Raw genomic sequence first — 12,618 nt, forward strand, 5'->3', positions numbered from 1 at the left:
TCGTGATCCCGATGGGGCTGCTCGCGGTCGCGACGATCTACCCCCTGCTGTTCACGGCGAACGTGGCCATGAAGACCCGCCGGGAGTACATCCTCGACCGCTTCACGCTGGCGGACTCGCTGCGCTTCGAGAACATCGCCACGGCGTGGACCAGCGTCGGCATGGGCCGGTACACCGTCAACTCGGTCATCGTCGTGGGCTGCTCGGTGTTCCTGCTGCTGCTGTTCGGGTCGATGGCCGGCTTCGCGCTGAGCCAACTGCGTTTCCGGGGCTCGACGGCGCTGTTCATCGGCTGCCTCGCGGCGCTCTTCATCCCCTTCCAGGTGATCATGGTGCCGCTGGCCCGGGTCATGGCGGACAGTGGTCTCGTCGACACGTACCCGGGGCTGATCCTGGCGTACGTCGCGCAGTTCCTGCCCTTCACGGTCTTTCTGATGACCAGCTACTACCGCACCATTCCGACGGAGATCGTCGACGCGGCCCGGATCGACGGCAACACCGTGTACGGCGTCTACCGGCGGATCATGCTGCCGCTGGGCGCTCCGGCGCTGCTGTCCGTGGGCATCCTCAACACGCTGTTCTGCTGGAACGACGTGCTCATCTCGCTGCTGCTGATGCCGTCGGCCGACCACCGGACCCTCATGGTCGGGGTGACCTCGCTGCGGGGGCAGTACTCCGAGGACATTCCCACCTTCGCCTCCGGGGTGCTCATCGCGGCGATCCCGGTCCTGGCGGTCTACCTGTTCCTTCAGCGCCAGATCGCCGACGGCGTCGCCGCTGGTTCCACGAAAGGCTGACATGCGCATCACCGGGTATCGAACCCTGACGACGGTTCAGGAGTGGGGCCGACCCGTCGGCGACGCCAACGGCGTGTTCCCCGACGGCGTCACCACGCTGCCGATCACGATCGTCGAGACCGACGAGGGGATCGACGGCATCGGTCTGGGGCCGCACGTGGAGATCGACAAGATCTTCCCGGCTATCGAAGGGGAGGATCCCCGCGCGGTGTCCACGCTGTACGACCGGATGCTGCGGCAGACGTTCAAGGCCGGCCACGCGGGCCTGGTGTTCGGGACGATCGGCGCGCTGGACACCGCGCTGTGGGACATCAAGGCGAAGATGGCCGGCGAGCCGCTCTGGCGGCTGCTCGGCGGGCGGGACCGGCGCGTTCCGGCGTACGCGTCGGGTCTCGACATCGGGCTGACCGACGACGAGCTGGTCGCCGAGTACGAGGTCTACGCCGGGTACGGCCTGCGGGCCGCCAAGCTCAAGGGCGGCCTCGACATCGACCGGGACCGGCAACGGCTCGGCCTGGTCCGGGAGGTGCTGGCCGAGGCGGGGCACGGTCGACGGCCGGGTCTGATGCTCGACGTCAACGAGGCGTGGTCCCGCAAGCAGGCCGTCCGGCACGTGGCCGAGTTGGAACGTACCCTCGATCTGATCTGGATCGAGGAGCCGGTCCGCCGCTGGGACGCCGAGGGTCTGGCCGCCGTGGGTCGGGGCGTGCGGGCCTCGATCGCCACCGGCGAGAACCTCACCGGGCTGGAGCAGTACCGTCCGCTGATCGCGGCCGGCGCGGTCGACATCGTGCAGACGGCCGCCGTCTGGGGGGTCACCCACTTCCTGCGGGTGGCGGCCCTGGCGCACGCGCACGACCTGCCGGTCAGCCCCATCGGCAACATCCCGGTGGGGCTCCTGCACGCCGCGACCTCGGTGCCCAACCACCTGGTCAGCGAGTTGCAGGATCTCCGGCCACCGGCGGGCATCGGCCTCGACCTGCACGTCGAGGACGGCGCGTTCGTCCTGGGCGAGGCACCCGGCCTCGGCGTCCGGGTGGACGAGGCGGCGATCGCGGCCGCCGGACACCGCCCGGGCACCCCGACCGCCGACAGCCCGAACGTCCGCCCGGAGCGGGCGGGCAAGCGTCTGCTGTCGGTGGCCGAGCAGCCCGTCGCCGCCGTGCCGGCCGGGGTCGAGGCCCTGCTCGTCGACGCCGTCACGTCCCCGAACGACGTGGCGCCGCTGCGGCACTGAGCCGGTACGGGCCGTCACCGCACTGGACCGCAATTGGTCGGATGATTAACGTGTCCGTGGCGGCGACACCGCGCCCGCGAGTCCGGCCGCCCTGTCCCACGCACCGTACGTACCCACCACGTCGAGACGGAGCAGCAGTGAAGGCAGTTGTCTACAAGGGAGCACGCGACCTCGGTATCGAGGACCGCGCACCGGAACCGCCAGGGCCCGGCCAGGTACGGATCGCGGTGGCGTACACCGGGATCTGCGGCACGGACCTGCACATCTTCCACGGCGACATGGACGCCCGGGTGGGCGCGTCGGCGGTCCTGGGGCACGAGATGTCCGGGCACGTCGCCGCGGTCGGCGACGGCGTGACCGACCTGCGGGTCGGGCAGCCCGTCACCGTGATGCCGACCCGCGCCTGCGGGCGGTGCCCGGCGTGCCGTCGTGGCCACTCGCACATCTGTCACGCGATGGACTTCCTCGGCATCGACTCGCCCGGCGCCATGCAGTCGTCCTGGACGGTGCCGGCCGATCTGGTGCTGCCGCTCCCCGACGACCTGCCGTTGGACCGGGCGGCGCTCGTCGAGCCGGTCGCCGTTGCGGTGCACGACGTCGGCCGGGCCGAGGTGGCGTCCGGTGAGCACGTTGTCGTCGTCGGCGGGGGTCCGGTGGGCGTCCTCATCGCGGCCGTCGCCCGCGAGCGTGGGGCCCAGGTCCTGCTCGTCGAACCGGACGGGTTCCGGCGTGGGGTCGCGTCGGGTATCGGCATCGAGGCCGTGGACCCGGGGCCGACCGACGTCGTGGCGCTGGTCAACGACCGGACCGGCGGCGCGGGCGCGGACGTCGCGTTCGAGGTGTCCGGTTCCGCCGCCGGCGTCGGCACGGCGGTGGACGTGCTGACCACCCGGGGTCGGCTGGTGATGGTGGCGATCCACCCGCAGCCACGTCCGGTGAACCTGCACCGCTTCTTCTGGCGGGAGCTGGAGTTGCTGGGCGCGCGCCTGTACCGGCGCGAGGACGTCGTCGAGGCGATCCGTCTGGTGGCGGCGGGTGTCATCCCGGCCCAGGAGTTGATCTCCCGGGTCCTCCCGGTGGCCGGCGTCACGGACGCGTTCACGGCTCTGGAGTCCGGCGGAGGTGTCATGAAGGTGCTGCTCGACTGGCGGGAGGAGGAGCGATGAGCGTCCTGTTCGACCTGACCGGGCGTACCGCCCTGGTGACCGGTGCCCGGCGGGGGATCGGTCTCGCGATGGCCGAGGCCCTGGCGTCGGCCGGCGCGGATGTCATCGGGGTGTCGGCGCAGTTGGAGCCGGAGGGCAGTGAGGTCCAGCGGCGTGTCGAGGCGGCCGGTCGCCGGTTCACCGGCATCCGGACGGACCTGGGTGACCGGGCCGCGGTGTACCGGCTGGCCGAGGAGGCCGAGGCGGTGGCGCCGGTGGACATCCTGGTGAACAACGGCGGCACGATCGCCCGGGCGCCGGCGGTGGAGCACCCCGACGAGATGTGGGACCGGGTGGTGCAGGTGAACCTGTCCAGCCAGTTCGTGCTGACCCGGGAGATCGGCCGGCGGATGGTCGACCGGGGCCGGGGCAAGGTCATTTTCACCGCCTCCCTGCTGAGCTTCCAGGGCGGCATCAACGTCGCGAGCTACACCGCGGCCAAGTCGGGCCTCGCCGGGCTGACCAAGGCCCTCTCCAACGAGTGGGCCGGCCACGGGGTGAACGTCAACGCCATCGCGCCCGGGTACATCGCCACCGACAACACCCAGGCGCTCCGCGACGACCCCGTGCGCAACGACGCCATCCTGGGCCGGATACCGGCCGGCCGGTGGGGACGGGCCGACGACCTGGCCGGCGCCACCGTGTTCCTGGCCGCCGCCGCGTCGGACTACGTGCACGGCGCCGTCCTGCCCGTCGACGGCGGATGGATGGGCCGATGACCGCGCCCACGTCCACCGGGCGTCCCGGCATCGTCGACGCGCACCACCACCTCTGGGTCCGTGCCCGGCACCCGCAACCGTGGATCGACCCGGACACGATGGCGGCGATCGACAACGACTTCACCCCCGCGGATCTCGCCCCGGCGGCGCGGGCCGCCGGGGTCACCGAGACCGTCGTCGTGCAGTCCATCGCCTCCGTCGCGGAGACGGAACACCTGCTGGGCATCGCGGCCGACGATCCTCTCATCGGTGGCGTCGTCGGCTGGGTCAACCTCACCGTCGAGGACATCGACGAGCGACTGGACCGGCTGCGCGCCGCCCGTGGAGGGGAGCGGCTGGTCGCCATCCGCCACCTGGTCCAGTCCGAGCCCGACCCGGCGTACCTCGACCGGCGCGACGTCCGGCGGGGCATCGCCGCTGTCGGCGCCGCCGGTCTCGCCTACGACCTGCTGGTCCGCGACCACCAACTGCCGGCGGCCACCCGGCTCGTCCGGGACCTGCCCGAGGTGACGTTCGTCCTGGACCACCTCGCCAAGCCGTCGCTCGGCAGGGGAGACCTGGGGGACTGGCCCGCCAACCTGCGGGCGCTCGCCGCCGAGCCGAACGTCACCGCGAAGCTCTCCGGCCTGGTCACCGAGGTGGACGGCCCCTCCTGGTCGGCGGACGACCTGCGCCCGGCCGTCGACCACGCGCTCGACGCGTTCGGACCGCACCGGCTCATGTTCGGCTCCGACTGGCCGGTGTGCCTGCTCGCCAGCTCCTACACCCGGTGGGTCGGCGTCCTCGCCGACCTGCTGGAACCACTGGGCGACGGGGAGCAGGCGTCGATCTGGCGGGAGACCGCCGTCCGCGCGTACGGGTTGGGGGAGCCGTGACGGGCCGGGAGCTGCCCCGGCGGCCGGAGGTACGCCTGACCACGCTGGGCTTCGGCGCGGCGCAGGGTGGCAACCTGTACCGGGCGACGTCGGACGACGAGTTCGCCGCGGCCGTCGACGCCGCCTGGGATGCCGGAATCCGGTATTTCGACACCGCGCCGCACTACGGTCTCGGCCTGTCCGAGCGGCGGCTGGGGGCGGCGCTGCGGTCCCGGCCCCGCGACGGGTACGTGGTGTCGACGAAGGTCGGGCGGCTGCTCGTACCGTCGCCGGAGAGGGCGCGGGACCGCGACCCGGAGGGATTCGACGTGCCGGCCGACCACCGGCGGGTCTGGGATTTCAGCCGCGATGGCGTGCTCCGGTCGTTGGAGGCCAGCCTGGAGCGCACCGGCCTGGACCGCGTCGACGTCGTCTATCTGCACGACCCGGACGAGCACTGGGAGCAGGCGGCGTCCGAGGCGGTGCCCGCCCTGGTCGAGCTGCGCGACCAGGGGGTCGTCGGCGCGATCGGGGCCGGCATGAACCAGTCGGCGATGCTGGCCCGGTTCGTGCGGGAGACCGACATCGACGTGGTCATGTGCGCCGGTCGGTACACCCTCCTCGAACAGGGCGCGCTCGACGACCTGCTGCCGGCCGCGCAGGCCGCGGGGGTCGGCGTGGTGATCGCGGGGGTCTACAACTCGGGTCTGCTGGCCCGCGACCAGCCACCCGCCGACGCGACCTACAACTACCAGCAGGCGCCGCCCGAGGTGATCGAGCGGGCCCGGCGGATCGCGGCGGTCTGTCAGGAGTACGGCGTCACGCTGCCCCAGGCGGCGCTGGCGTTCGTCCGCCGGCACCCGGTCGTGGTCTCGACGGTGGTCGGCCTGCGCGACGAGCCGCAGGTGACCGAGACGCTGCGCCGCTTCGACGCGGCCGTCCCGGAGCAGCTCTGGGCGGCGCTGCGCGACGCCGGACTGCTGCGCTGACGGTACCGCGCCGACAAGCCGAAGCGCCGGCCACCCGTCGTCAGGAGCGGGTGGCCGGCGCTTCGTTGTGCGCTACACCTGGGTGAACCGCCACTGCTGGTTGGCGGCGCTGTGGCAGCCCCACTGCAGCAGTCGGGCCCCGTCGGCGGTCGAGGCGCCGTTGACGTCCAGGCAGAGCCCGCTCAGCGCGCTCTTGACCGTGTAGATCCCGGTCGTGCCGGTCGACGTCACGGTGAACTTCTGTTGGTTGGAGTTGTTGCAGGTGGTGTGTTGCAGGAACGCGCCCTGCGCGGTCGAGCCCCCGACGACGTCGAGGCACTTACCGCTGTGCACCGCCTTGAGGTAGACGGCGCCGCCGCCGGCGTCCACCGCCTGCCACTTCTGGTTGTTGCCCCCGGTGGCCGCCCACTGCACGACCTGGGCACCGTCGGCGGTGGAGACACCGCTGACGTCCATCAGCTTGCCACTGTGCTGGGCCGTCAGCGTCCAGGTCTTCCCGGCCACGCCGGTACCGGGGTCGCTGCCGGGCACTCCCACGCCGTTGCCGCCGAAGGTGAACGCGTCGAGGTCGAACCAGTTGGACGAGCTGCCCTTGAACACCATGTAGAGCGTGTGCGTCCCGGACAGGGCCGCGACGCTCGTCGCCGCCGTGGACTGGTAGTTGTCCCAGCCGCCGGTGCTGGGCACCGACGTCGTCGCCAGCAGTGTGCCGGTCGGCGAGTCGGCCCGCAGCTCGATGGAACCCCCACCGCTGGGCGACGACAGCCGGTAGCTGACCGTGCTGATGCCCGACAGGCTCATCGGGTTGAACGCCACCCAGTCGTTGTTGGAGATGTCGCCGACGCGCTTACCGCTCTCCGCGGCGCTCTGGTCGACGACCCGGACGCCGGACTGGCTGCTGAAGTACTCGGCCTGCTTGTGCTTCGGTTGCAGGATCGCCTGCGCGTAGCCGGTCAGCGGCGAGCCGCCACCCGAGCCACCGTTGTCGGTGTAGCGGGCGTTGAGCACGTAGTACAGGTTCGCGCCCTCGGGGTGCCCACCGAGCAGGTCGGTGGAGATGGTCCCCGAACAGCCCGGGTACTCGGTGGTCTCGTGGGCGTGGTCGTCGTGGCCGAGCGCCGGGTTGACGAACACCTTGGTGCAGTCGATGGCCGCGCCGCCGGGGTCGGAGACACTGACCGTGTACGAGACCTTGTCGCCGAAGTTCAGCATGCCTCCGTTCGGGGGCACGTTGATGGTGACCACCGGCGCGGTGTTGCCGACGGTGATCTGTACGTTGGCGAAGCCGGTCTTGCCGGTGTTGTCGGTGACCTTCAGCTGCGCGGTGTAGTCGCCGTTGGTCGTGTAGGTGTGTGTCGGGTTGGCTGCCGTGGAGGTACCACCGTCACCGAAGGTCCACTGGTAGCTGAGGGTGTTGCCGGGGTCCGGGTCGGTCGTGCCGGCGCTGCTGAACTGGACGGTCAGCGGGGCGCTGCCGCTGGTCGGCGTGCCGACGGCCTTCGCGATCGGTGACCGGCCGCCCTGGATGTAGTCGATCCGGTACAGCCCGGAGTCGTTGTTGCCGCCGCCGAAGTTCGAGCCCCACTCCAGCAGGTACAGCGAGCCGTCCGGGCCGAACTCCATGTCCATCGGCTTGTTGAAGTTGCCGCCGGGCAGGAACGGGTTCGTCCGGGTGACCGCCGTCGAGGAGTCGAAGTGGACCTCCTTGACGTAGTTGCGGGCCCACTCGTAGAAGAAGTGCACGCCGTCGTAGTACGGCGGGAACTTCGTCGCCGACGGGTTGTTCGCGTTGTACCGGTACACCGGGCCGCCCATCGGGGCCGATCCGCCGGAGCCCAGCTCGGGGAAGGTCGTCGAGGCCGGGTAGCCGTACCAGATGTTCGGCGAGACGACCGGCTTGAGGTTGACCAGGCCGGTGTTGTTCGGCGAGTTGTTGACCGGCGCGCTGCAGTTGAACTTCGCCCCGACCACACCCGTGTCCGGGTTGAACGGCGCGTACGGCTGGTTGTTGCCGTGGCAGAACGGCCAGCCGTAGTTACCCGCGGACTTGATCACGTTCAGCTCGACGAGACCCTCCGGGCCACGGTTGGTGGTCGGTGGGTTGCGGTCCGGGCCGTAGTCGGCCAGGTAGACCCAGCCGGTGGCGGGGTCGATCGAGAAGCGGAACGGGTTGCGGAAGCCCATGGCGTACACCTCGGGCTTGGTCTGCGCGGTGCCCTGGGGGTAGAGGTTGCCCGTCGGGATGGTGTACCCGCCGGTGGCCGAGGGCTTGATGCGCAGCAGCTTGCCGCGTAGGTCGTTGGTGTTGCCGGCGGAGCGGGCGGCGTCCAGGTTGGACTTGCCCGAGCGCCAGTCCAGCGGGGCGTAGCCCTGCCAGTTGGGGTCGAGGTTGGGCGGCGTGTCGTCGCCCGTACCGATGTACAGGTTGCCGTCCGGACCGAACTCGATGTAGCCGCCGGTGTGCCCGGGCTCCGCGAAGGTCCGGTCCCGATAGGCGGGGATGTCGATGATCCGGGCCTCGGTGGAGAGGTTGAGCGTGTCACCGGAGAGCGTGTAGCGGGACACCCGGTTGACGTCGGTCGAGCTGCTGGCCGGTGAGTGGTACAGGTAGACGTACCCGTTGCTGGCGAACGACGGGTCTATCGCGACGCCGGTGAGGCCGTCCTCGCCGCCGGTGTAGACGCTCAGCGTGGCGGCGGTGACGGTGCTGTTGGTGCTCGGCTTGAAGATCTTCACCTGGCCGCCGCGCTGGACGTAGAGCACCCGCCCGTCGGGCAGTACGGCCAGCGCCATCGGGTCGGCGGTGTTGTCGTCCAGGGTGCGCTTCTCGAAGTTGCCCCAGACGGTGCCGCCACAGTCCCCGGGCACGTTGCCGGCGGCCCACTTGACGCCGCCGATGACGTGGTTGCGGAAGTTCGTCTCGCTGTACGACTCGCTGGCGTGGCCCATCGCGGTGGCCCACACCCGTCCGCCGCCGGTGTTGCGGCACCACGAAATCGGGTGGTCCGGGCCCATCGCCCGTGAGCCCGGGTTGTACGTCCGCTCGTCGGCGGTCACCAGGACGTGCACGTTGCCGCGCGGGTTGGAGTCGAAGTTGTACCACTCCTCGCTGCGGCTCCAACGGTCCGGCAGGCCGACCGTCGACGGGTGCTGCTTGTCGGCGACGATGGCGGTGCCGGCGAGCACTCCGGGGGAGTGCTCGGGCATGTGGGCGCCCCCGTTCATCATCTGGTCCCACCACGGGTACTCGGACTCGATACCCATGTCGGTGGCGTTGTGCACGCCGACGATGCCCTTGCCGCTGGCGAGGTAGCCCTCGATGGCCTGGCGCTGGGAGGCCGAGGTCCAGACCATGCCGGAGGTCTGGAACATGATGACGACGTCGAAGGTGGCGAGGTTCGCGGGCGTGAAGACACTCGAGTCCTCGGTCGCCACCAGCTCGAAGTTGTTCGCGGCGGCCTGCTGCTGGAACATCGAGATGCCGGCGGGGATCGAGTCGTGCCGGTAGCCGGCGGTCTTGGTGAACAACAGGGCGCGGAACGCCGGTGCGGCGGATGCTGGCGGGGCCAGGCCGAGGGCCACCAACAGGCCGACGATCAATCCGATGATCATTGTGGGGCGACGCATGCCGTCTCCTAGGTCTGGGCGGGCAACTGGCGATTGCGAGCACGGACCGACAGCGCGTCAGGTCGTGCCTGGGCGCGCGGGGGTCACGAGTGTGCTGGTCGCGGTCGTCGTGCCGTCCGCCGAAACGGCATTCAGCCCCGCTGGATGTCACACAGCGTGATGTGGGCTGTGATCTCGTCCGTGGTCTGCGAGGTCAGGATGAGCTATCTATCGAAGGCTGTCAATGCAACGCCGAGCGTCTGATGTTACCCCCCGGTAGGGGTGGTCGGGCCTGACTCGTCCGAGACGACACTCGCGCCGATCGAGTGCCGGGCCTGGCAGTCACCGCAGATCGAGGATTGCGGACCCGCATCCAAACATCTATCTTCATACGTGTGATGTTTCCTCGATGTCAAGGGAATGTTTGCACCATAAAAACGCAAGTTCTGCAGCAGCCTGCAAAAGTGCGTCGCTCAGGGCGTCGGACGGCCTACCGGCCGTTGTGCCGACCCCGTCTTTGACTACTATCTGTAAGGGCTATCGGGATGTCAGATCCACCACCGGCACCGCTGCTGGCCCTGCGGGGCATCGGTAAGTCCTTCCTCGGCGTACGCGTCCTCAGTGATGTCGACCTCGACGTCGCCCCCGGTGAGGTGCACGCCGTCGTGGGCGAGAACGGCGCGGGCAAGTCGACGCTCATGAAGATCGTCTCGGGCGGGTACGCCCCGGACGAGGGCACCATCGAGTTCGCCGGTCAACCCCGCGCGTTCCACGGCCCCCGCGACGCGCAGCGCGCCGGCGTCGGCATCATCCACCAGGAGTTCAACCTGCTCCCCGAGCGCACCGTCGCGGAGAACGTCTACCTGGGCCACGAACCGGTCCGGCGCGGGCTGGTCGACCGCCGCGCGATGCTCGACCGCACCCGCGAACTCCTCACCTCGATCGGGGAGACCGCCCTGGCGGCCGACGCCCGGGTCGGGCGCCTCGGCGTCGCCCAGCAGCAGGTCGTCGAGATCGCCAAGGCGCTCGCCCTGGACGCACGACTGCTCATCATGGACGAGCCGACCGCGGCGCTGGCGGACCAGGAGGTCGAACTGCTCTACGGGCTGGTACGCCGGCTCCAGGAACGCGGGATCGGTCTGCTGTACGTCTCGCACCGACTCACCGAGGTCTTCGACCTGTCCAGCCGGATCACGGTCCTCAAGGACGGTCGCCGGGTGACCACCGTGGACACCGAGCGGACGACCGCCGACGAACTGGTCCGGCACATGGTTGGCCGCGAGCTGTCCAGCTACTACCCGGACCGGGCCGGCCCCGACGACCGCGGGCCGGTACGGCTCACCGTCCGCGGCGGGGGGAACCGCAAGCTGCGTGGAGTGGACCTCGAGTTGCGCGCCGGCGAGGTGCTCGGCGTCGGCGGCCTACAGGGTTCCGGACGATCCGCGCTCGCCCGCGCGCTCTTCGGCGTGGCGCCGTTCACGACCGGCGACGTCCAGTTGGACGGCGAGCCGGTGCGGCTGCGCTCACCGCGGGCCGCGATGCGGGCCGGCATCGCCTACGTCACCGAGGACCGCAAGGGCGAAGGCATCCTGGCGCGGCAGTCGGTGCTCGACAACGCGCTGCTGGCCAGCCGCGTCCTCGCGGCGCGCTCCGGCCGCACCGCCCGCACCGCACGGGTACGCGAGCTGCTCGCCGCCGTGGAGGTGCGCGCCGCCGGTGACGATCAGGAGATCCGTTTCCTCTCCGGCGGCAACCAGCAGAAGGTGGTGCTGGCCCGTTGGCTCGCGCTGAGCCCCCGCATCCTGATCTTCGACGAGCCGACCCGGGGCATCGACGTGGGCGCGAAGTCCGCCATCCACGACCTGGTCCGCCGTCTCGCCAGCGACGGTGCGGCGGTCCTGATGATCTCTTCGGAGCTTCCCGAGCTGCTCGGAATGAGCGACCGGATCGTCGTCCTGCGCGACGGCCGGATCGCGGGCGAGCTGCCCGCCGGCGCGACCGAGGAGGACGTCGTGGCCCTGGCCGTCGGCACCGTCCGCGAGGCTGTCTCGTGAGCGCGAGGAGTGAGCCGGGTTTGCGAGCCCCGCAGTCGCGAACGGAAGGTGGCCCCGCGTGAGCGCGAGGAGTGAGCCGGGTTTGCGAGCCCCGCAGTCGCGAACGGAAGGTGGCCCCGCGTGAGCGCGAGGAGTGAGCCGGGTTTGCGAGCCCCGCAGTCGCGAACGGAAGGTGGCTCAGCATGACCGCCCTGTCGCTGCGTCCGGCACGTCGCGCCGTGCCGGGCGTGTACGTGGCGCTTGTCCTCACCCTCGTGGTCGGCTGGCTCATCGTCATGCTCGACGGCGGTCAGCTCTTCAACCAGTCGACGACGGTGAGCCTGCTGCACGTCGCCGCCGGCCTCGGGCTCGTCGCCGTCGGGCAGACCCTGGTCATCCTCGGCGGCTCGCTCGACCTCTCCGTGGCGTACGTGATCAGCCTCAGCACCCTGGTGGCGGCCGAGGCGATGAACGGCAGCGACGGCGCGCTGCTCCCGGCGATCGGCCTCGCGCTCGCGGTCAGCGCCGCCGTCGGGCTGCTCAACGGGCTGCTCGTCACCAAACTGCGCATCAACGCGTTCATCGCGACCCTCGGCGTCGGGCTGCTGCTCAAGGGCTACCTCGACAACGGCTACGACGGTCCGGCCGGCGAGAGCGCCCCCGCTCTCGTCCGGACCCTCGGCTACCAGCGGGTCGGTCCGGTGCCGGTGTCCTTCCTGCTCCTGCTCGCCGTGACCGCGGCGGCCTGGTTTGCGCTCTCGCGTACCCGGTTCGGCCACCACCTGGTCGCCGTCGGCGGCGATCCGGAGGTGGCCCGCCTCTCCGGCGTCCGCAACGACCGGGTCCTCGTCACGGCCCACGTGCTGTGCTCCCTCTGTGCCGGGTTGGCCGGCGTCTACCTGGTCAGCCGGCTCGGCTCCGGCGCCCCGCGGGTGGGCACCGAAGGGCTCTACGACCTGGAGTCGATCGCCGCGGTGGTCCTCGGCGGCACGGCCCTCGCGGGCGGGCGCGGGGGCGTCCTCGGAACGATCGGCGGCGTGCTGCTGCTCGCCAGCATCGACGCGGTCTTCAACCAGCTCGAGGTCGACGCGTTCTTCAAGCAGGTGATCCGTGGCGTGATCATCATCGCCGCGGTCGCCGTCTACGCCCGACGGGCCATGCGAAAGGCGGAGTCCTGA

9 protein-coding genes are annotated in these 12,618 nt (G+C 70.7%); 8 read left to right on the forward strand and 1 reads right to left on the reverse strand.

Annotated features, from left to right (window positions below; all coding sequences use genetic code 11):
• The first annotated feature begins 11 nt into the window (after positions 1-11).
• From ACTFTM_RS13610 to ACTFTM_RS13635, 6 genes are all read left to right on the forward strand, one after another.
• Positions 12-797 (forward strand): carbohydrate ABC transporter permease, encoded by a 786-nt coding sequence (locus tag ACTFTM_RS13610; protein WP_449566634.1) that lies wholly within the window; start codon positions 12-14, stop codon positions 795-797.
• A 1-nt stretch (position 798) separates the two neighbouring features.
• Entirely contained in the window at positions 799-2,034 is a 1,236-nt protein-coding gene (locus tag ACTFTM_RS13615) for a mandelate racemase/muconate lactonizing enzyme family protein (protein WP_449566130.1), read from the forward strand.
• 137 nt (positions 2,035-2,171) lie between these two features.
• On the forward strand, positions 2,172-3,200 hold the full coding sequence (locus ACTFTM_RS13620) for a zinc-dependent alcohol dehydrogenase (RefSeq protein WP_449566131.1): 1,029 nt from the start codon (positions 2,172-2,174) through the stop codon (positions 3,198-3,200).
• Positions 3,197-3,958, forward strand: a complete 762-nt coding sequence (locus ACTFTM_RS13625; RefSeq protein WP_449566132.1) for an SDR family NAD(P)-dependent oxidoreductase — start codon at positions 3,197-3,199, stop codon at positions 3,956-3,958. The genes ACTFTM_RS13620 and ACTFTM_RS13625 overlap by 4 nt, the downstream gene beginning before the upstream one ends.
• Positions 3,955-4,833, forward strand: a complete 879-nt coding sequence (locus tag ACTFTM_RS13630) for an amidohydrolase family protein (RefSeq protein WP_449566133.1) — start codon at positions 3,955-3,957, stop codon at positions 4,831-4,833. The genes ACTFTM_RS13625 and ACTFTM_RS13630 overlap by 4 nt, the downstream gene beginning before the upstream one ends.
• Positions 4,830-5,801, forward strand: a complete 972-nt coding sequence (locus tag ACTFTM_RS13635) for an aldo/keto reductase (protein ID WP_449566134.1) — start codon at positions 4,830-4,832, stop codon at positions 5,799-5,801. The genes ACTFTM_RS13630 and ACTFTM_RS13635 overlap by 4 nt, the downstream gene beginning before the upstream one ends.
• Positions 5,802-5,873: 72 nt before the next feature.
• On the opposite strand, the gene ACTFTM_RS13640 is transcribed toward ACTFTM_RS13635, so the two are convergent.
• Entirely contained in the window at positions 5,874-9,428 is a 3,555-nt protein-coding gene (locus ACTFTM_RS13640; protein ID WP_449566135.1) for a ThuA domain-containing protein, read from the reverse strand.
• A gap of 524 nt (positions 9,429-9,952) precedes the next feature.
• On the opposite strand from ACTFTM_RS13640, the gene ACTFTM_RS13645 reads away from it, so the two are divergent.
• The gene (locus tag ACTFTM_RS13645; protein ID WP_449566136.1) at positions 9,953-11,461 is read left to right on the forward strand and encodes a sugar ABC transporter ATP-binding protein; all 1,509 of its coding nucleotides are present in this window, start codon (positions 9,953-9,955) and stop codon (positions 11,459-11,461) included.
• Positions 11,462-11,643: 182 nt separating this feature from the next.
• Complete coding sequence (locus ACTFTM_RS13650) at positions 11,644-12,618, forward strand: ABC transporter permease (protein ID WP_449566137.1); 975 nt, start codon at positions 11,644-11,646, stop codon at positions 12,616-12,618.

The sequence above is a fragment of the Micromonospora sp. RB23 genome, assembly GCF_053585025.1.

What these genes read in the sequence shown, in the direction of transcription:
- ACTFTM_RS13610 (WP_449566634.1), top strand. Translation starts at nt 12, where the DNA reads ATGGGGCTGCTCGCGGTCGCGACGATCTACCCCCTGCTGTTCACGGCG.
- ACTFTM_RS13615 (WP_449566130.1), top strand. Translation starts at nt 799, where the DNA reads ATGCGCATCACCGGGTATCGAACCCTGACGACGGTTCAGGAGTGGGGC.
- ACTFTM_RS13625 (WP_449566132.1), top strand. Translation starts at nt 3,197, where the DNA reads ATGAGCGTCCTGTTCGACCTGACCGGGCGTACCGCCCTGGTGACCGGT.
- ACTFTM_RS13630 (WP_449566133.1), top strand. Translation starts at nt 3,955, where the DNA reads ATGACCGCGCCCACGTCCACCGGGCGTCCCGGCATCGTCGACGCGCAC.
- ACTFTM_RS13640 (WP_449566135.1), bottom strand. Translation starts at nt 9,428, where the DNA reads ATGCGTCGCCCCACAATGATCATCGGATTGATCGTCGGCCTGTTGGTG.
- ACTFTM_RS13645 (WP_449566136.1), top strand. Translation starts at nt 9,953, where the DNA reads ATGTCAGATCCACCACCGGCACCGCTGCTGGCCCTGCGGGGCATCGGT.
- ACTFTM_RS13650 (WP_449566137.1), top strand. Translation starts at nt 11,644, where the DNA reads ATGACCGCCCTGTCGCTGCGTCCGGCACGTCGCGCCGTGCCGGGCGTG.